The 21,428-nt window shown below is 39.5% G+C and carries 17 protein-coding genes; all 17 read left to right on the forward strand.

The features are described 5' to 3' along the window. Positions 1 to 288: 288 nt before the first annotated feature. The 17 genes from PCY70_RS08465 to PCY70_RS08545 all read left to right on the forward strand — a co-directional run bounded on the left by PCY70_RS08465 (position 289) and on the right by PCY70_RS08545 (position 21,406). Entirely contained in the window at positions 289 to 3,186 is a 2,898-nt protein-coding gene (locus tag PCY70_RS08465) for an extracellular solute-binding protein (protein WP_305766997.1), read from the forward strand. Between the two features lies 1 nt (position 3,187). Further along, positions 3,188 to 4,114 (forward strand): carbohydrate ABC transporter permease, encoded by a 927-nt coding sequence (locus PCY70_RS08470; RefSeq protein ID WP_010167833.1) that lies wholly within the window; start codon positions 3,188 to 3,190, stop codon positions 4,112 to 4,114. Positions 4,115 to 4,135: 21 nt separating this feature from the next. Continuing rightward, positions 4,136 to 5,023, forward strand: a complete 888-nt coding sequence (locus PCY70_RS08475; protein WP_305766998.1) for a carbohydrate ABC transporter permease — start codon at positions 4,136 to 4,138, stop codon at positions 5,021 to 5,023. A gap of 18 nt (positions 5,024 to 5,041) precedes the next feature. Next, a complete protein-coding gene (locus tag PCY70_RS08480) occupies positions 5,042 to 6,529 on the forward strand; it encodes an NHL repeat-containing protein (RefSeq protein WP_029488153.1) in 1,488 nt (495 codons plus the stop codon). Further along, positions 6,516 to 7,211, forward strand: coding sequence for a YIP1 family protein (locus PCY70_RS08485; RefSeq protein ID WP_242650849.1), 696 nt, complete (start codon positions 6,516 to 6,518; stop codon positions 7,209 to 7,211). Before PCY70_RS08480 ends, PCY70_RS08485 begins: the two co-directional genes overlap by 14 nt. Positions 7,212 to 7,232: 21 nt before the next feature. Then, positions 7,233 to 9,758 carry a DUF5696 domain-containing protein gene (locus PCY70_RS08490; protein WP_305766999.1) on the forward strand — a complete coding sequence of 842 codons (2,526 nt, stop codon included), beginning with the start codon at positions 7,233 to 7,235 and terminating at the stop codon, positions 9,756 to 9,758. Between the two features lie 6 nt (positions 9,759 to 9,764). Continuing rightward, positions 9,765 to 10,691 (forward strand): carbohydrate ABC transporter permease, encoded by a 927-nt coding sequence (locus tag PCY70_RS08495; RefSeq protein ID WP_010167828.1) that lies wholly within the window; start codon positions 9,765 to 9,767, stop codon positions 10,689 to 10,691. A gap of 21 nt (positions 10,692 to 10,712) precedes the next feature. Beyond that, positions 10,713 to 12,116: a carbohydrate ABC transporter permease gene (locus PCY70_RS08500; RefSeq protein WP_305767000.1), complete on the forward strand. Its 1,404-nt coding sequence runs from the start codon at positions 10,713 to 10,715 to the stop codon at positions 12,114 to 12,116. Positions 12,117 to 12,267: 151 nt separating this feature from the next. Beyond that, complete coding sequence (locus PCY70_RS08505; RefSeq protein WP_305767001.1) at positions 12,268 to 12,579, forward strand: hypothetical protein; 312 nt, start codon at positions 12,268 to 12,270, stop codon at positions 12,577 to 12,579. 2 nt (positions 12,580 to 12,581) lie between these two features. After that, entirely contained in the window at positions 12,582 to 12,725 is a 144-nt protein-coding gene (locus PCY70_RS08510) for a hypothetical protein (RefSeq protein ID WP_305767002.1), read from the forward strand. Further along, positions 12,703 to 13,920 carry an ABC transporter substrate-binding protein gene (locus tag PCY70_RS08515; RefSeq protein WP_305767003.1) on the forward strand — a complete coding sequence of 406 codons (1,218 nt, stop codon included), beginning with the start codon at positions 12,703 to 12,705 and terminating at the stop codon, positions 13,918 to 13,920. Before PCY70_RS08510 ends, PCY70_RS08515 begins: the two co-directional genes overlap by 23 nt. 96 nt (positions 13,921 to 14,016) lie before the next feature. Next, positions 14,017 to 15,447, forward strand: a complete 1,431-nt coding sequence (locus PCY70_RS08520; protein WP_305767004.1) for an extracellular solute-binding protein — start codon at positions 14,017 to 14,019, stop codon at positions 15,445 to 15,447. Between the two features lie 21 nt (positions 15,448 to 15,468). After that, complete coding sequence (locus PCY70_RS08525; RefSeq protein ID WP_305767005.1) at positions 15,469 to 16,863, forward strand: ABC transporter substrate-binding protein; 1,395 nt, start codon at positions 15,469 to 15,471, stop codon at positions 16,861 to 16,863. 18 nt (positions 16,864 to 16,881) lie between these two features. Further along, positions 16,882 to 17,007, forward strand: coding sequence for a hypothetical protein (locus PCY70_RS08530; RefSeq protein WP_305767006.1), 126 nt, complete (start codon positions 16,882 to 16,884; stop codon positions 17,005 to 17,007). Beyond that, positions 16,997 to 18,262: an ABC transporter substrate-binding protein gene (locus tag PCY70_RS08535; protein ID WP_305767007.1), complete on the forward strand. Its 1,266-nt coding sequence runs from the start codon at positions 16,997 to 16,999 to the stop codon at positions 18,260 to 18,262. The genes PCY70_RS08530 and PCY70_RS08535 overlap by 11 nt, the downstream gene beginning before the upstream one ends. A 141-nt stretch (positions 18,263 to 18,403) precedes the next feature. Continuing rightward, complete coding sequence (locus tag PCY70_RS08540) at positions 18,404 to 19,834, forward strand: ABC transporter substrate-binding protein (protein WP_305767008.1); 1,431 nt, start codon at positions 18,404 to 18,406, stop codon at positions 19,832 to 19,834. A gap of 102 nt (positions 19,835 to 19,936) precedes the next feature. Next, positions 19,937 to 21,406 (forward strand): ABC transporter substrate-binding protein, encoded by a 1,470-nt coding sequence (locus PCY70_RS08545; RefSeq protein WP_305767009.1) that lies wholly within the window; start codon positions 19,937 to 19,939, stop codon positions 21,404 to 21,406. The last annotated feature ends 22 nt before the right edge of the window (positions 21,407 to 21,428 follow it).

The following is a 21,428-nucleotide window of genomic DNA, read 5'->3' on the forward strand; positions in this document are numbered from 1 at the left end:
AATTTTAAAGAATGTACTTGCAATTAACTATATTATAGATCTTTTTTGAGTGAAAATTTTGCAAAAAATATTCAAAATATATATATAATTTTTTAAATTACTATAAAAGGGAAGAAAAAAAATATATATTTAGTTAAAGTGAATGAGATGTTAAGAAATTAAACATTCGTGTTAAGATTTTATGTATATTATATCCATGGGATTTGATAAAATTAATTTAGAAAAATAAAGGGGGGGTGCACATTTTATGAAATTATTTTTACAACAATACACCGAAGGAGGGAAAGTATGAAAGCAAAATACAAAAATTGGCTTTGGTTTGCTGGTATTGTAGCAGTTTTCGGATGTTATTTTGGGTATAATGCTATGCAAGAAGTCGACAATTTTTCATTTAAGTATGAAGGCGTTGACTTAGATGCAGAAGTTTCTAGTATTGATCGTGAAGGAACCTATTCAGATTATCAAGCATCTCATGCTTCGACACCTCATGCTTTAAAGAGCATTGAAGTTGATTTAACAGATGTTAACAAAACAGAGGGTGCTAGTTTTCATAAGAATTATGAAGGGGAAAGTAATGTTTTAATAACAGAGCCCCAATCTTATGTAGAATGGGACGTTGATGTTAAAGAAGAAGGATTATACCAAGTAGAGGTTGAATATTATCCAGCACCAGGAAAGGGTACTGATATAGAAAGAGCATTTTACATTAATGGTGAAATTCCTTTTAATGGTTCTGATAAAATATTGTTTACTAGACTTTGGGGCGATGCCGGAGCAGTCAAATCAGATAATCAAGGTAATGAGATTCGTCCAAGTCAGATAGAGCTTCCAGAGTGGAATACTTTAGCCTTTAAAGACTATATGGGATATGAAGTTGATCCATATGAGTTTTATTTCGAAAAAGGCAAGAATACTATTGCACTGGAGGGAGTTGGCGAACCGTTAGCAATCAAGTCAATTACGTTAAAGGCAGTCGAAAAAATTCCTACTTATGCAGAGTATAGTTCTGTTGCACGTAGCAGTTCAATCGAAGACTTCGAATTAACAATTCCTGGTGAAAAAGCCTCGCTTACAACATCACCTTCCCTATATGCTACATATGATCGTTCATCTCCTGGAACAGAACCATATAGTATATCTAAAATCAAACTCAATATGGGTGGCGGATACGCATTTCGTATAGCTGGTCAATGGATTGAATGGGACTTTGAAGTTCCGCAAGATGGATATTATTATATTGATCTAAAAGGACGTCAGAATTATCAACGTGGTTTTGTATCAAATAGATCTATATATATAGATGATAAAATCCCTTTCCAAGAATTGTCAGCAATTCCGTTTAGGTATAGTAACGACTGGATTTTAACTACTTTTTCTGTTGATGGGGAACCCGCACCTATTTATTTAGAAGCTGGTAAGCATTCTATAAAAACACAAATTACTCTGGGTGATCTTGGTGAAATTTTAGGAGAGCTTGAGGATAGTGTATATAGACTAAATGCTATGTATCGTAAAATTCTAGTTCTTACAGGTAGTGTTCCTGACGCGTATCGTGATTATAATATTGATAAAGTGTATCCGGATGTAATCGAAGGAATGGCCCTTGAAAGCAAGAGATTATATAAAATCGTAGATGATCTTACTGCATATGCAGGTGAAAAATCTAGCCAATCAGCGATTATTGAGACATTGGCTCGTCAGCTAGAAGAGTTTGTGGAAAGCCCTGATGAAATTCCAGGCTCACTTTCAAATTTTAATAGTAATGTAAGTGCTCTTGGTACAACAATCTTAACTCTAAGTGAATCACCTCTAGATATCGATGAATTTGTTGTTCGCTCTACTGATGTTAAACCTAAAAAGGTTAGCTCTGGAATTTTCGCTAATACTTTCCATGAAGTTGGCTCTTTTGTTGCATCATTCTTTACTGATTACAATTCGGTAGGTAATGTATATGAAGATCAAGAGGTTGTTGATATATGGTTACTAACAGGACGTGACCAAAGTACCGTTATCAAAAATATGATTGATGATACATTTACCCCAGAAACTGGCATTAAGGTTAATGTTAAGTTGGTAGAAGGCGGAACCCTTATGAAGGCAGTTATTTCGGGTGCAGGTCCTGACCTAGTTCTTTCTATTGGTCAAGGCGAGCCAGTTAACTACGCACTACGTAATGCGGTTGAAGACTTAACTCAATTTGAAGATTTTGAGGAAATATTCTCTCGTTTCTATCCTAGTGCTTATGAGCCATTTAAATTCGAGGGTGGGGTGTATGCTATTCCAGATACGCAAAGCTATGATGTGTTGTTCTTTAGAACAGATATTATGGATGAACTGGGACTAGATGTACCAAACACTTGGCAAGATCTAATTGATATGCTTCCTGTAATTCAACAAAATAATATGGGCGTTGCAATTCCATCTCTTATGGGAACAACTGGAACAGATCCATCAATGTTCTTGGGAATGCTATATCAACAAGGTGCTGATTTGTATAGTGAAGAAAGAGATAGAATTTTGCTAGATTCTCCAGAGAGTGTTTACGCATTCGAAACGTATACCAAGTTCTTTACGCATTATAAATTGCCATCTGAATACAACTTCCTAAACCGTTTCCGTTCTGGTGAAATGCCTATCGGTGTTCAAGGATATGGAATGTACAATTCGTTAGCCGTATTTGCGCCAGAGATTCGTGGTCTTTGGGACTTTGCTCTTATGCCTGGTACAGAACGAGAAGACGGAACAATCGATAGAACAGCATATGGAGCATCTTCTGGATCTATGATGTTAAAGCAAGATAATGCGGTGATCAAGGAACAAGGATGGGAATTTTTGAAGTGGTGGACAGATGCTCCTACTCAAGTTAGGTTTGGTCGTGAAATGGAGAGTATTTTGGGACCTTCAGCTCGTTATGCTACCGCTAATATCGAAGGATTCCAGCAACTGCCTTGGACTAATGAGCAACAAGAAATTCTACTGGAGCAATGGAAGTGGGTAGAAGGTACTCCGCAAATTGCCGGTGGATATTATACATTCAGACACATAACAAACGCAGTTCGTAACGTTGTTAATAATAATAATGACCCTCGTGAAACACTACTCGACTATACTAAACTTATCAATGAAGAAATTGAGAAAAAACGTCTTGAGTTTGGCCTAGAAATTAATAAAGAAGGGGAGGAATAAGATGGAGCGTTTTTTTAGTCAGTTAAAAAAGAAGTCGGCATACACTTGGCTTCAAATGAAGAAAAGTAAAGTTTATTATTTGTTCGTATTACCATATGCTATTCTCTTTACAATTTTCTTTATAGCACCAGTTGTTGTATCCATCATTTTAAGCTTTACCTATTATAATGTACTGGAGCCACCTCAATGGATAGGGCTTCAAAACTACATTAATTTACTGCTTGCAGATGATATTTTCTTAATTGGTGTTAAGAATACATTCATTATAGCTGCAATAACAGGACCTATAGGTTACATCGCAGCGTTCCTATTTGCTTGGTTCATAAATGAGCTTCCACCAAGAATTAGAACTATCGCCGTTGTTGTTTTTTACGCACCAACAATTTCAGGTCAGGTTTATTTAATTTGGTCTATAATGTTCTCTGGTGACCCATATGGATATGTAAATGCGTTTTTACTGCGGTTCGGAATAATAACAGAGCCAATTTTATGGTTATCAAATCCAACGTATATGATGCCAGTTATAATTGGAGTTATTTTATGGATGAGTTTGGGAACAGGATTCCTATCGTTTATTGCAGGTCTGCAAGGTATTGACAGAAGTCTTATCGAAGCGGGTTGCGTAGATGGTATAAGCAATCGTTGGCAAGAACTATGGTTTATTACTCTTCCAAGTATGAAGCCGATGCTTTTATTTGGTGCTATTATGTCAATTACGCAAGCATTTAACGTGGCAGACGTAACGATGGCACTTGCTGGATTCCCTAGTACAGACTATGCCGCTCGTACAGTTGTATCTCACCTTATCGACTACGGTTCAACTCGTTTTGAGATGGGTTACGCATCAGCTATAGCGACCTTATTATTTGGAACAATGATTCTTTGTAAAGGTGCAATTCAAAAAATGTTAAGCAGGGTAGGAAACTAAGAATAGAAAGGAGTACGTGTAATGGCAAAGAAAAAGAAAGTGAAAGAGCCGAAATTAAAGAAAAGAACGAAACGCTTAAATAGATCGGCTGGCGGTAACTTTGGAATTTATTTGATATTGTTATTTTTCGCATTGTTTATGGCATTCCCTCTGGTATATGCTATCAATGCCGCATTTAAGCCTCTTGATGAAATTTTCTTGTTTCCTCCAAGAGTATGGGTTCAAAATCCCACACTTGATAACTTCCAAGACCTGTTTGTTCTAATGTCGAAGTCTTGGGTACCGTTTACAAGATATTTCTTTAACACAACGTTTATCACTGTTGTTGGTACCGTAGGTCACATTATTGTATCATCGCTGGCGGCGTTTGTGCTTGCAAAATATAAGTTTCCAGGTAGTAAATGGTTTTTTAGATTGGTAATTACAGCGTTAATGTTCAACGGCTATGTAACGTCAATTCCAAATTACCTTATTTTGTCAGAATTAGGTTGGATCGATACTTATTGGGCAGTAATTGTTCCTTATTTTGCAGCTCCACTAGGACTATTCCTTATGAAACAGTTTATGGAAGGTGTTCCAGATGTTTTACTAGAAGCCGCGAAAATAGATGGGGCAAAAGAATGGACCATCTTTATGGAGATCGTAATGCCTATCGTTAAGCCGGCTTGGCTAACACTTATGATTTTTGCAGTCCAAAATTTGTGGAACAATCAAGCTTCTGTAGTTATCTATTCAGAAGAATTAAAAACACTTCCATATGCATTACAACAAGTTCTTGCAGGTGGAGTAGCTCGTGCGGGTGTTGGTTCTGCTGTATCATTAATAATGATGATCGTACCTATCACAGTATTTATTATTTCACAAAGCAACGTATTAGAAACAATGGCGAGTTCAGGTATCAAGGACTAAGAAAGGGGGTTTATAATAGTGAAAAAGTTAAAAAAAGCATTAGTGCTACTCACGGTAAGTATGACCCTTTCTGCTACAATGCCTGTGGCTACCATAGCAGATCAAAGAAGTTACACTTACACTTATGATTATTTTAAAGTTGAACGTGAATCTCCAGATGCATATACACCGATATCGTTAACAACGGGTTCTCAGTTTGGAATAGGTGATTTCAAAAACGCTGATGGGCTTTTTGTTAAAGGCGATGATATTTATGTATGCGATACTGGAAATGACAGAATTGTAGTTCTGACTAGATTGGCAAATGGCGATTTTGAAGTCAAGGAAGAAATTAAAGAAGTTTCGGGTGTAGAGATCACTACTCTTGATGGAGTAACAGATATTTTTGTTGCAGACAATGGCGATAGATATATTGTTGATAAGCAAAACCAAAGAGTGCTTCACACAGATAGCAAAAACAATGTTATCTTAGAGCTTACAAAACCGGAGGACGAAACTATTGCTGCTAACGCAGAGTTCTTTCCTAACAAAGTTTTGGTAGATAACACTGGCCGTATCATTTTACTAGTTGATGGGTACAACGAAGGTTTTTTACAATTTGATCCCGCTGGAAATTTCTTAGGATATCTCGGAGCAAATAAAGTTAAGTTTGATCCACTAGATTTCTTATGGAGATCGTTTTCAACCGATGCTCAACAAGCGCAAATGATTCAGTTTGTTCCAACAGAATATTCAAATTTGGCATACGACTCAGAAGGTTTCTTATATGCAACAACGGATGTTTTTGATGTTGCAGAAATCAGAAGTAATGCTGCGACGCCGATCAGAAAGCTCAATGCAACTGGTCAAGATATCCTGGTTAAAAATGGTACGACAAATCCGATGGGAGATTTATCTTGGGGTGCTGCAGGAGACGTAAAAGATGCGTCACGTTTTAGCGACATAACAATTCTTGATAACAATATATATGTAGCGTTAGATAGAACTCGTGGAAAATTATTCTGCTACGATTATCAAGGCAATTTGCTTTATGCATTTGGCGGTATTGGTAACAAGCTTGGATATTTTCAAGGTGTAACTTCTATTGAGCATATGGGAACTGACCTATTTGTTCTCGATGGAAAAAATGGTTCTATCACTACCTTTACGTTAACAGAGTATGGTCAATTAATTAACAAAGCAATCGAAACTTATGTTAATGGATATTATCAAGAATCTGGCGACTACTGGAGAGAAGTTCAGGCTCTAAACGGAAACTTTGAGCTGGCTGCAGAAGGTATTGGCCGTGCATATATTCAGTCTGGAGATTATGAGCTGGCTATGGAGTATTTTGAAAGAACTTGGGATGACGATAACTATTCTAAGGCATTCAAGCTTTATAGAAAAGATTGGATCGAAGACAACATCGGACCAGTTTTAACATTCTTAATTATACTAGTGATTGTTCTTAGTGTTTGGAATGTACTCAAAAAAATCAAAGGAGGGATCATGGATGACGATTATTAAAAAAGTGAATGGCGTCAACACTCAAGTGGAAAGCAAAATCAAAAATGAGAAGTTGGCCAAATACGTTGATAGTTTGAGATTCGGTTTATATGTCTGTACCCATCCTCTTGATGGATTTTGGGATTTAATACGTGAAAAGCGTGGAACTATAGCTGCAGCAAATACGTTCTTATTTTTGGTTCTAGCTGTTAATCTAATGAAACTGCAATATACGAATTTTTTGTTTCTAGCAATAGATTGGGAAAAAATTAATATATTTGTAGAGCTTGCGAAAGTACTTTTTCCAGGATTTTTGGCCGTGGTTTCGAATTGGGGCCTAACAACATTGTTTGATGGAAAAGGTAGAATGGTAGATATATATATGGGTCTTTGCTATTCCGCAGTGCCATATATATTGATTCAAATCCCTATGATAATACTAAGTAACGTCTTCACCCGCGATGAAGGTGCGTTCTATTACTATTTTGATACATTCTCGTTGCTATGGTGTGCAGGGCTCGTGCTATGTGCAGTAATGATGATTCACCACTACACGTTAACCCAATCAATTTTGGCAATTGCCGCGACCGGTGTTGGAATGTTGATTATGATTTTTGTATTCGTATTATTCTTTAGTTTAGTAACAGATTCATTCTCATATTTTGTATCTATTTATCGTGAACTAATGTTTAGATTCTATTAAGGAAAGAAAGGAGGGGAAGAAATGAAAAAGCGCAGATTTGCAGCAGTTTTACTTGGACTTATGGCAGCAGTGGGGCTTACTGGATGTGGTGAAGAGGTATCTATAGAAGAAGAAATACCCGTATTTTCAACAGTCTTTACTGATGATAATAAGCCAACTGATATTATTGTGGAAAATGAGCATCTTAAACTGACCATGGATTCAGAAACAACTTATTTTGAAATCAAAGATAAGTCCTCAGGGGCAGTGTGGTATTCAAACCCAACAGATGCTTCTAAAGACCCACTAGCAGGCGGTGATACAAAGAATTTTATTCAATCTACAATGCTGGTTGAGTATATGAATGACATAGGGGTTGGAGCTGTATTAAATAATTATAAGTATTCCATTGTTGACTCATTCTTTGAAATCGAATCAGGAGCAGATTACATCACCGTAAATTATACGATCGGTTCACCTGATAAGCTTTTTATAATTCCAACAGCAATTACGCTAGAAGAACTTGACGGATATCTTGCTCTTATGGACTCAAAAGATGCAAGAAAAATTAAGGAAAACTACAAAAAATATGATATTAACAAACTTTCTAAATCAGATGAGGAAAATAAAGATGAGTTGCTAAAGCTTTATCCAGATCTAGCAAACCAAGTTTTATACATCCTACGTGATACTGTTCAAGATTATCTTAAAGCTGACATGCAAACTAAATTTGAAGCCATTGGATATACGTTTGCAGACTATGAGCGTCATATGGCAGATACAGGAGCAGTAAACTCTAAGCCGCAATTTAATATTCCGATGACAATTCGTCTTGACAAAGAGGATATGCTAGTGGAAGTGCCTATTCCGGCAATGGAGTGGAAAGAGGAGTATAAACTCAACAATATTTCACTTTTACCAATGTTTGGAGCTGGTGGAGTGGATGACGAAGGATATATGATTGTGCCAGATGGAACAGGTGCACTAATCGAATTTAACAATGGTAAGCAAAACCAAAGTGCATTCCAAACAGATATATTTGGATACGATTATGGAATGAAGCGAGAAGCAATGATCCAAGATAACCGTGCAGCATTTGGAGCATACGCTATCTCAAATAACAACGATTCTGTATTGTGTATTATAGAAGAAGGCAAGCCGTTTGCACACGTAAAAGCGGACGTAAGTGGCAGAGGTCATAGCTATAATGTAGCATATAGTACTTTTGATATCATGAAAGATGAGGAAGTTGAGCCTTCATACAAGTCATTCCAATCAATCATAATGTTTGATGATAACATTCCTACTGATACTATTACTCAAAGATATAAATTTATCGAGGGTGATAACTACAATGATGTTGCTCTTGAGTATAGAGACTATATGATAGAAGAGTATACGTTAGAAGCTCTAGAAAACGAAAACGGAATACCTTTCTATATGGATTTAATTGGTGCTGTTAATATGACCAAGCAAGTGTGGGGAGTTCCTCGCTCGGTATTGGTTCCTCTAACATCTATCGAAGAAGCAGAAAAAGTTACTGCAGAAATCAAAGAAAGCGTCGACAATCTATCTGTAATCTATACTGGTGCATTAGACGGTGGAGTTAATCAAGCGTTTATTCACAGGCCAGAGATTCTAGATGAGTTGGGTGGCAAAAAAGAATTCGAAAAGTTTGCTCTGGCAGCTGAGGTGCCTATATATTTAAATGCGAAATTGCAAAGTACCTACGGTGGAAAAGGATTTAGCATGAACAAGGATGTTTCCCGTCATATAACTCGTGAGTACACAGAGCGTAGTCCGTTCTCAATAGTATGGTACGGTGAAAAATCTTGGAGCGGAACTTCTTATAATATTACTCCAGAAGCTCAAGTAGAAGGAATGGAAAAAGTAGCAGAAGTCGCAAACGAAGCTGGTATTGCAGGAATCAGTTTGGAAGATGTTGGAAATATGTTGCTAGCAGACTATGATCCAAAGAAAGCTAGTCACAGAGGCCAAACTATTGACACTACTGTAAATGCAATGCAAAATATTTCTGCCAAAGAAGATATAGATATTATCACCAACGGCGGATTCGAATATGTATTAGGCGGAAGCGATACTATTCTAAATATGGATCTCGCGGGAAATAAGTTTTCAATTGTTGATTATCAAATTCCTTTCTACACAATGGCTCTTAAGGGTAATGTAAATTATACGGGAACAGCGATCAATCTGAGCGGAGATTTCGAGCAAGAGTTCTTACGTTCTATTGAAAATGGAGCAGGTTTGCTGTTTACATTTATGGACGAGAGCATAACTTCTCTCAAAAATACAAACTACACTTATCTATACGCAGCAGAATATGAGTTGATTAAAGAAAGAGCATTAGACTACTACAATCGCTACAACTCTCAACTCGGGCACACTGCAAATATGCCGATTGTTCATCACGAGAGAGTTCAGCCAAATGTGTTTGCAACAACTTACGAAGACGGCACTACCGTTTATGTAAACTACTCAAATAACGACGTAACGATTGATGGTAACGTTGTAAAAGCAGTCGACTTCTTCGTGGAAAGGGGGTAATACAAAATGAAAAAACTGAAAAAAAGAAGACGTAAAATGACACTGAACACTAAGAGACAAATTACAGGTTATATATTTATATTGCCACTGATTCTAGGATTTTTTATGTTCCTAGTAAATCCACTTATCGAGTCGCTTCAAATGAGTTTTTCAAATGTTAAGCTGCAGCCAGGTCAGGGAGGATTTGTTCTCGAGCCGGTTGGTTTTGGAAACTATGAGCAGGCGCTGCTAGTAGATCCAGAATTTAACAGATTGATTGTAGAAGAGATTACTCAGATGCTCATTGATGTTCCTTCTATATTAATATTTAGCTTTTTAGTTGCTATCTTGTTAAACCAAGCATTTAAGGGCCGTGGTCTGGTAAGAGCAATCTTCTTCTTGCCAGTGGTTCTTTCTAGTGGTGTTATCGTTGGGTTAGATGCTGAGAATCAACTTTTACAAGAAATGGGTGAGGTGGTTCAAGCCGAAGATACAAGCACAAGTATAACAGGTTATTTGCAAACGATTTTGGGTGGCGATGCCAACAGTATGATGGGTCAGTATATGCAAATCATATTTGATGTAATCAACCATATCTACGATATCGCAATAGCGTCTGGTATCCAAATCATAATCTTCTTAACTGCACTACAAAGTATTTCTGCGACTACATTCGAAGCTGCAAAAATCGAGGGTTGCGATGCGTGGGCATGTTTTTGGAAGATTACACTGCCAATGGTAAGTCCAATGATTCTCGTAAACTTTATATATACGGTGGTCGATTTCTTTGTGGCAAGCGATAGTGAAGTTATGACTAAGATTACTGATGCGATGATGGCAGATTTGAATTATGGATTTAGTTCCGCAATGGCTTGGATATACTTCGTGATCATTATGGTTATTCTTGGAGTATGTACCGCAATAATTTCTAAAAAAGTATTCTATTACGAATAAATCGGGAAAGGAGAAACGATAATGCCTAACACACCAAATGTAAATAATGAAAATGATAAGGCGGCAGAAAAAGCAATGAAAGCAAAAGCAAAAGCTGAAAAAGCGAAAGCAAAAGCGGCACAAACTAAGTCTGACAATGCTGAAGATGCCAAAAAAGATGCTGCAAAGGCAGAAAAAGCTCGTAAGGCTCGCGCTGCACAAAATGATAAAGCTGCAGCCAAAGCCGATAGAGCAAACAAGAAAGCTGTTAAGGCTGCCAAAAAAGCTGCAAAAAATAAAGCCAATCCTGAAGTAGTAGAGGTGTCCGGAGGACTAACGGGTCTAGAGAAATTTAAGCATACTATTTCTAAGGAGTATATGAATGAGCTTAAGGAGAAAGCAAAGAATGTTACGCTAAAAGATGTGGCGAACTCTGGAAAGAAAGTTGCCAAAGCCGGTGCGACCGGAGCAAAAGATTTGTGGGAAAGAAACAAAAAATCTGATGGGCAATTCTTTAAAAGCGCAATCTTTAATATTTCGTATAAAATTTTTAGAGCAATATTGCTATTCGGACTTTGCTTCCTGATTTTACAACCGCTTATGAACAAGTTTGCATTGAGCATAATGTCAGAAGCCGATCTCTATGATCCATCTGTAATCACGGTTCCAAGAAATCCAACCCTGGATAATTATAAGCTGGTTCCAGAAATCGTCGATTTTTATGGCTCGTTATTAAATACAGTTTGGGTATCCGCGTTAGTTGCCATCACTCAAGTTGCCAGCTGCGTAGTTGTTGGATACGGCTTCGCTAGATTTAACTTCCCGCTTAAAAAGTTTTGGTTCGGATGCGTACTGTTGATCATCATTGTGCCACCGCAAACAATTACCTCTTCACTATATCTACACTTTAGATTCTTTGATGTTTTGGGATTGTTTGAATACTTCACAGGTGAAACAATAAATATGCACAACTCGATTATGCCATATCTGCTAATGTGTTTGGGTGGAATTGGACTCAAGAGTGGGCTTTATGTGTTCTTGCTAAATCAATTCTTCCGCGGCATTCCAAAAGAGCTAGAAGAGGCTGCATATGTGGATGGATGTAGCACATTTAGAACATTCCTCACAATAATGCTACCTAATGCAAAAGCAATTGTTGTTGCCTGTTTCTTATTTGCTTTCGTATGGCAATGGACAGATATCTATTATTCAAGAATTTTCCTCGGAAACGTCGATCTAATTGCTAAAACTTTGCCTTCTATCTCAGAAGCGCTAGCAGTTCACTTCTCCGCGTTATACGGAAGTGGCGCAAAACCTAGTATCGCATATACAGATGCTATTCTTTCAACCGGACTATTGATGACTATTGTTCCTCTATTAATCATCTATATTGTGTTCCAAAAATCATTCGTTGAAAGTTTAAGCCAAACTGGTCTTAAGATGTAAAATGAATTTGCGGCGTGAGTTATTATTGCTCACATATAATTTGAATACAACCTTGTAGCCTCCTGTTAACTCGGGAGGCTTAAGGGGGTATAAGGACTATATTAGACCGATAAAGATTTGGTCCTGATATATTTGAGAGGAGATGATAAAGGTGAAATTAAGTAAAATGTTATTTTTAACTGGAGCGCTTGCAGTAGTATTGACGGGGTGCGGTGGCGCTGAAGAAGCTACGCCATCAACAGAGGTGGTAAAAGAAGTTGTAGCGCCTATTACAACACCAGAAAAATCGGCGGAGCCAGTTCGTGACCTAGACGGATTAGTTGTTACTATTGCTAGCTGGGCAGACGTTAAGGAACCAGAAGTAAAAGCAAATAGCTATGACGAAGCTGTTTGGGAATATCGCCATGAGATGATGGATAAACATAATTTTGGTTTCGAAGAAAAACTGGAGCGCTTGCAGTAGTATTGACGGGGTGCGGTGGCGCTGAAGAAGCTACGCCATCAACAGAGGTGGTAAAAGAAGTTGTAGCGCCTATTACAACACCAGAAAAATCGGCGGAGCCAGTTCGTGACCTAGACGGATTAGTTGTTACTATTGGGCAGCGTTAAGGAACCAGAAGTAAAAGCAAATGGCTATGACGAAGCTGTTTGGGAATATCGCCATGAGATGATGGATAAACATAATTTTGGTTTCGAAGAAAAATCTCTAGTTAAATGGAACACTGCTCTAGAGGAGATGTCAACCACAACTTTAGCTGGTGAGCCTTCTGCAGAAATCTTTCGCTTTCACCCAAGTTTCATAGGTCAGGTAATAGGCAGTGGTCTTGCTGCAGATTTATCTAAATCTACTGTAATCGACTGGTCGAAGCCTAAATGGAATGATGTCGCGATTCAAATGGCAACTGATGACGGCGCCATCTATGGCCTTGCAGTAGGATTTGAGCCTCGCAAAGGAGTATACTTTAATAAGAGGTTATTCGAAGAAGCGGGGCTTGAGCCAGACTTATTATACGATCTGCAAGCATCGGGCGAGTGGACTTGGGAAAAATTTGAAGAAATCTGTGAAAAATTAACACGTGATATCGACAATGACGGAGTTAATGATATCTATGCATATGCTATTCAGGCAAACCAGTTTGCGGAGATTGCTATACTATCTAACGATGGATTTTATGTAGGAAGAGACGAAGACGGAACCTTCTACAATAATCTAGGCTCTCCAGAATCTATAGAAGCTCTACAATGGTGCGTGGACTTGTGGCAAAAAGATTATGACTTGTTCCCAGCAGGTGAGGGAAATTTCGCAACTCAAAATGTATTATTCCAAGACGGCAAGGTTGCTATGCATGTGGCAGACGAGTGGGAAGCCATGAACTATTCCAAAAATATGGATGACGATTTTGGCTTTGTATGTTTCCCTAAAGGCCCTAAGGCAACTCAATACGCGGTAGGTCAAAGCGACGAGCTTTGGGTAATTCCAAACAGCTATACGCAAAAAGAGATAGATGACATTTTGTTTGCACTGGATCTATGGACCGATACGCCTCCAGATTATGATCCAAATTATGCGTGGATGACAAGTTCGTATCCGCTATACAGAGATGTGCGTGCGGTTGACGAGACCAACGTTTTGATGCGCGAACCAGGAGTTCAAAGAGTCGACTACAAAAACTTCCTCGGAAGCGGCAAGGTTGACTTAAACATGGGTGACAAACTCTATTGGAACGGTGCCACTCCGGTAGAGGTAATAGAAGCTATGGAAGGGCAAATGAACGCAGTTTTAAATGAGTTAAACGCCAAGTAATTATATCAGTTTTGAGATCTCTCCTTGTTAAATAAAGTTTAGATTTTATTTATATGGAGGGATTTTTTAGAATATAGCGAAGGAAGGAGAAGGATAATGAAAAAATTTTTATGGATAGGGATAGCGGTTATGGGTACTTTAACGGCTTGTGGTGCTGCAGATGAAACAGCAGAAGTTGCCGCTCCAGTTGCAGAAGTTGCAGAAGTTGTCGCTCCAGTTGCAGAAGTTGTCGCTCCAGTTGCAGAAGTTGCTGCACCTGTAACTGCATCAGCCTCAGGGTCTGCTGTGAGAGATCTTAAGGGACGCGAAGTTACTTTGGCCAATTGGGCAAACGTTCCAGAACCCGAAAATAAAGGTAGTGCTCAAGAGGAATCGTTGTGGGAATATCGCAATGAGATGATGGAGGAACATAATTTCACTTTTGCAGAAGTGGGTGTTACAACTTGGGACGGTACACTCGAATATTTCTCCAGTAACACATTATCAGGTCATCCGAAAGATGATATCTATAGAATTCACTCGTCTTTTGTTTCTGGATTGCTACATAGCGGATTGGCTTATGATCTAGCAAGTTTAAATTCGATAGATTTAGATGATCCAAAGTGGAGTCAGTTGGCAATAGATTATATGACAAAAGACGGCGCCGTATATGGAATCGCAAAAACTCAGCGTCCATCGTTTGGAGTATTTTATAACAAGCGCCTTTTTGAAGAGGCAGGGTTGGATCCCGATTTGCCATATGATCTGCAAGCATCAGGTGATTGGACATGGGAAAAATTTGAAGAACTGTCAGAGCTGCTTGCAAGAGATACAGATGCAGATGGAATAAACGACATCTATGCATTGCCATATTCAGGAACAATATTCCAATATGCGGCGCTATCAAACGGTGGCAGTTATGTTGGTAGAGATGAAAACGGAATGTTATATAACAATACGCTTTCTCCAGAAACATTGGAGGGGATTCAGTGGGTGGCAGATTATTTGGCAAAGGACTATGAACTATTAACTACAAAAAATATGGGGCACACTCAATCGTTTATGGATGGGCAAGTGGCTATGTATGTCGCAGCGGAATCTGTATGCGTACAGCTAAACAAAGGCATGACCGATGAGTATGGATTCGTATTTTTTCCGAAAGGTCCAAAGCTAGATAAATACGTAACCACAAACAATCCTCATTTTTGGGTAATTCCGAGCGCCTTTTCAAAAGAAGAAGCTGAGGACGCCGCATTTGCTCTTGATATGTGGGCATCACAACCTCCGGATTATAGAGGAGAAGACGATTGGATGGCAGAACTATTTCCGTTATATCGCGATGATAGAGCTGTGGAGGAGACAATTGCTAAAATGAGGCAAACCGAACATATTGCAATTGACTATGCAAACTTTATTTCGGGAAATGTTAAAATAGCCGACTACACAAACGATGTATATTTTGATGGTAATACGCCAACAGAAGCGCTAGAAACTATTGCTGGGATTTGGCAAGCAGAAATCGATCGAGTAAATGCGCTCAATAAATAATATATGAAAGGAGAATGTGGAATGAATTTAAGAAAGCTTTTATGCATAGGTTTTGTAGCAACGACAATGGGAGCCCTCACAGCTTGCGGAGGTGCAGAAGAAACAGCCGAAGTTGCTGCACCAGTTGCAGAAGTTACAGAAGTTGCCGCTCCAGTTTCAGCTGAAACAGAAGAGCCGGTTCGTGATCTTGGCGGATTGGTTGTTACCATCGCATCGTGGGCTGACGTTGTGGAGCCTGAGGAAAAAAATTCTGCTCAAGAAGAAGCTCTCTGGGAGTATCGTCACGAGATGATGGAGAAGCATAATTTCCAATTTGAAGAGTTAGCATTGGGAACATGGGATGGCATATTGGAGTTGATGTCGACTTCTTCATTGGCAGGAGAGCCAGCAGCAGAGGTATTTAGAATGCAGGCCAATTTTAATGTTTCAGCTAAAAACAGCGGTTTGGCATACGACCTTTCAACACTCGATTCGATAGATCTTAGTGAACCAAAATGGAGCTCAACTTTAAACGAGTTGATGTCGGATGGAGATAGCATATACGGTTTGGCAAAATTTGGTCGCCCGTCTGGAGTTTTATACTTCAATAAAAGAATTCTCGAAGACGCAGGCATAGACCCAGACTCAATATATGATATGCAGGCAAACAAGACTTGGACCTGGGACGCATTTATGGATATCTCAGAAAAAGTAACCCAAGATATCGACAACGATGGATTAAATGATATCTACGCATTGCCTATGCAGTCAGGAAATTTTGTCAGAGCTGCCATGTTTTCAAATGGAGGATCGTATCTCACAATTGATGAAGAAGGAAATTATCAATACAACTTGATGTCTCCAGAAAGCTACGAAGCATTTGAGTGGGCTGCAGATTATTGGCAAACTGACTATGATGTATATCCATCGCATTGGAATGGGCACAAAGAAATGTTTACCTCTGGAAAGACAGCGTTTTTCTTGGGCGATGAGTGGGAAATCGTAACGCTAACTCAAGATAAGATGACAGACGACTGGGGAATGGTTGCGTTTCCTTTAGGTCCAAAGGGTAAAAATTATGTAGGTCTATACAACGATGCGGCATGGGTGATTCCAAATGTTTATACGAAAGAGGAAGCGGAGGACATTGCGTTTGCGCTGGACATATGGGTAAATCCGGCACCAGGATATGACGGCCCAGATGATTGGATGTCAGAATATTATCCATTATATCGCGACGCAAGAGCAGTGGAAGAGACGCTCGCCATGCTTCGACAACCAGAAAACGCAGAGCCTCTACTAGCAAGCTTTTTGGCTCAAAATGTAAAGATCAACCAAGCATTTGATGATGTCTATTGGAACAAGACAACGCCGATGGAAGGTTTAGAAGCTCAAAAGCCTATATGGGAGGCAGAGTTAGAAAAGTATAACAAATAAGAAGGAGATGGTAAATTTATGAAATTTAGCAAATTATTTTTAATAGGAATGACTATGGCAACATTAACGGCTTGTGGAGGTGCAGAAGAAACGGCCGAAGTTGCCGCTCCAGTTGCCGAAGTTGCCGCTCCAGTTGCCAGCTGAAACAGAAGAGCCGGTTCGTGACCTCGGCGGATTGGTTGTTACTATCGCATCGTGGGCGGATATTAAAGAGCCAGAAGAGAAAAAGTCTGCCCAAGAAGAAGCGCTCTGGGAGTATCGCCACGAGATGATGGAGAAGCATAACTTTGGCTTTGAGGAATTAGCGCTATCAACGTGGGATGGCACTCTAGAGCTTATGTCTACATCTGTATTGGCGGGCGATCCTGCAGCGGAGATATTTAGATTTAATGCAAACTACAATGGCTCCGCAAAAGAAAGCGGTTTGGCATATGATTTGGCATCGCTTGATTCGATAGACTTAACAGATGCCAAGTGGAGCCAGTCGTTAATTGAAATGATGAGCGACGGAGACAAAGTTTATGGACTTTCACTATTTGATCGCCCTAAGAGATTAATATTTTTTAATAAAAGGCTGTTCGAAGAAGCGGGGTTAGATCCAGAGTTGCTATACGACTTGCAAGCATCTGGCGATTGGACTTGGGATGCGTTTATGGAGATCTCCGAAAAACTAACGCGCGATACAGATAACGATGGGATCAACGATACGTACGCACTAATTATGAATCAAACGGTATTTGCACAAGCTGCAACATTCTCTAACGGCAGCTCTTATGTTGCAGTAGATGAAAATGGAGACTATATAAATAATTTGGTATCGCCAGAAAGTATGGCAGCGCTAGAGTGGTGTGCAGATTATTGGGCAACGGATTTTGATATTAGACCAGAGCACTGGAACGGTCACAAAGATTTGTTTATGTCTGGCGGGGCCGCGATGTATATTGGAGACGAGTGGGAATCGACCAACTTTACGCAAGAGGCAATGCCAGATGATTGGGGAATGGTGGTATTTCCGAAAGGTCCTGCTGCAGATAATTATGTAGTAGTATACAACGAGAAGGCATGGGTAATTCCAAACTCATATACAAAAGAAGAAGCGGAGGACATTGCTTTTGCGCTAAATTTATGGACCGAGCCAACACCAGGATATGATGAGCCAGATTCTTGGATGACAGCACAATACCCAGTATATCGCGACCCACGAGCGGTAGAAGAAACTTTGGTAATTGCAAGAGATCCAGAAGTGATGTTGTCTGATTACGCATTATTTATCGCATCCAAAGTACGAACTAGCCAAGCTGCGGAAGATGTGTATTGGAATAGAGCCACCCCGGCAGAAGCTGTAGAAGCTCAAGTGGGTATATGGCAAGCAGAGCTCGATAAGTTAAACGCAAAGTAATATTAGTAAAATGCGTATTGATACCATGCGTTACATTCCCATGGATATGCTGTCGACGCTGCAGCATTTTATAAAGATTTTACAAAATTATGTAGAGAATTGTATACACATTGCCGATATATAAATTAGGAGGTATGGGATATGGCATTCAAAAAGTTTAATCAAGTATTAGTGATAGCAACATTATCTTTGGTTACATTAACGGCCTGCGGAGGCGAAGAAACCACAACTCCAGAAGTGACAACAGAAGTGACAACAGAAGTAACGACGTCGACACCAGCTGTAGAAACTTCAACAGAACCTGCAGAGCCAGTGAGAGATTTAGGGGGAATGGATATTGTATTAGGCGCCTGGGGCGATTTGATTGAGCCAGAAGAAAAGAAATCGGCGCAAGAAGAAGCCACTTGGGAGTTTCGCCACGACAATATGGAAAAGTATAATTACACCTTTGCGCAAAAATCAATAGGAGCATGGGATGAACTGCTAGAGTTGCTCTCAACATCAACTATGGCAGGTGAGCCTGCTGCAGAAATTTTTAGAATCCATGTAAACTTCATTGCAGCTGCCAGAGATAGTGGATTATTATATGACTTGGCAACGCTAGATTCTTTAGATTTAAGTGATCCAAAGTGGAGCCAGCCGCTTATCGATACGATGACAGTTGGAGACAGTGTATATGGAGTGGTGCCATTTGGTCGCCCTGCTCGCGTTATATTTTTCAATAAACGATTGTTTGAGGAAAGCGGATTAGAACCAGATTTGCTATATGATTTGCAAGCATCAGGCGAATGGACCTGGGATAAGTTTTTGGAAGTTTGCGATAAGCTGACCAAGGATAGCGATAACGATGGTGTCTACGATACTCACGCAATGATTATGAATCAATCAATATTTGCAAATGCTGCAGTATTTTCTAATGGTAGCAATTATGTGGGAAAAGATGAAGACGGCAAATATGTACTTAATTTAGAAGCACCAGAAACGTTAGAAGCGTTGGATTGGGTAGTTGATTTCTGGGCAACAGAATACGATGTTCGTCCTTCGCATTGGAACGGTCATAAAGAAATGTTTTACGCAGGCCAAGCGGCAATGTATTTAGGATCTGAGTGGGAATGTACAACACTGACGCCAGATCTTATGACAGATGACTGGGGAATGGTAGCTTTTCCTAAGGGCCCAAGTGCGGATGGATATATGGCGATATTTAGTGACGATGCATATGTAATTCCTTCGAGTTTTACAAAAGAAGAAGCCGAGGACATTGCTTTTGCGTATAATTTATGGACCACGCCACCTCCTGGGTATGACGAACCAGATGCCTGGAAAACTAGTCTTTACCCGTTGTATCGAGATGAGAGAGCAATAGAAGAAACAGTTGCGATGTTACGCGAACCGGGAGTGGGTGTTTCGGACTACTCTAGTTTAATTGCAGGCAATATCAAAACGGGTACATTGATCGAAGATGTGTATTGGAATAAGGCAAGTATGATAGAGTCTATCGAAGCTCAAAAAGGAATATGGCAAGCCGAGTTAGATAAAATGAACGCTGCTATGGAAGCTGTAAATAAATAAATTTTCGTTATTACAAAAGAAGTGTAGCCTAGGGATGGGAAAGTGCTTATTTCCCTAGGTTATATTTATATACTTAACTATAAAATAACAGGAGGACTTACGATGAAATTTAACAAAATATTATTGGTATCAGCATTGATGGCGGGGGCATTAACTGCATGCGGAGATTCAGAGTCGGCAGTATCGGAGCATACCAAAATAGATGCTCTCAAAGAATTGGTGGAAACTGTTGCCGCCGAAGCTGCAGCTGAAGATAAAAAATATGATAAGATGCATCAAGCGATCGCTGAAAACGCAGAACGAGATTTGGGTGGCATGGAAATAGTTATGGCAGGCTGGGGAAATGTTACAGAACCCGAAGTTAAAACGAGTACTCAGCAGGAGATGTTGTGGGAGTATCGTAATGAAATGATGGAGAAGCATAATTTTTCGTATGAAGAAAAGAAAATGGCAACGTGGGATGGATTGTTGGAGCTTATGTCCACATCAACCATGGCCGGAGATCCTGCTGCTCAAATTTTTCGTATTCATGTAAATTTCTTGGAGGCTGCAAAGAACAGTGGCTTGCTATACGATTTGGCCAGTCTAGATAGTATTGATGTGAGAGCAGATAAGTGGGGCAAACCGCTAATCGATAGAATGTCTGATGGAGATGCGGTATATGGAGTATCGATAGTTGAGAATCCGTTAATATGCGTATATTTTAATAAGCGATTATTTGAAGAGGCGGGGATAGATCCAGAATTGCTATATGATTTGCAAGCAGCAGGAGAATGGACATGGGAAAAATTTGAAGAAATTAGTGAATTGGTAACGCGCGACCTAGATAACGACGGGTTGATTGACATCCACGCAATTAACTGCAATCCATATTTCTTTACGCAAGCCGCGGTTTTTTCAAACGGAAGTTCATATGTAATGATGGATGAAGATGGACAGTACCACAACAATCTTAACGATCCCAAAACTAGAGCGGCATTTGAGTGGGCCAGAGATTATTGGCAAACCGATAACGAAATTATGCCAGAAAATTGGGATGGGCATATAAATTTATTTTTAGATGGTAAAGTTGCAATGTATTTGGCGGGGTCATGGAACGCAGTAGCATTAAAGCCTAGTGCGATGGCAGATGATTGGGGGATGGTAGCGTTTCCGATGGGGCCAAGCGCAACCGAGTATCCGGCGTTATATAGCTACGATGCTTATGTGATTCCGGCGACATATACAAAAGAGGAGGCAGAGAACATCGCCTATGCGTATGACATATTTACAAACCCGGCTCCCGGATATGACCAACCAGACGACTGGAAAATAAATTTATACTCCAGATTTAGAGATACACGAGCAGTAGACGAAACTCTAACCATGCTAAGAAATTCGAAGAATCCGCAATTGGATCATTCGAGCGTATTGGCAGGTGCCGGATTACAGGCGGGAGAGATCGGTAGCGAAATATATACAGAAGAGGCATCAATTGAGCAGGCCATCGAATCTAGAATGTCGCAATGGAATATAGAGCTAGACAAAATTAATTCTGCACACGAAAAAACTCAAGTAGCAAGTCAAAATTAATACGACAAATAATACAAAAGAA

Source organism: Candidatus Epulonipiscium viviparus (assembly GCF_030708075.1).
In the GTDB taxonomy this organism is placed as follows: Bacteria; Bacillota; Clostridia; order Lachnospirales; family Cellulosilyticaceae; genus Epulonipiscioides; species Epulonipiscioides viviparus.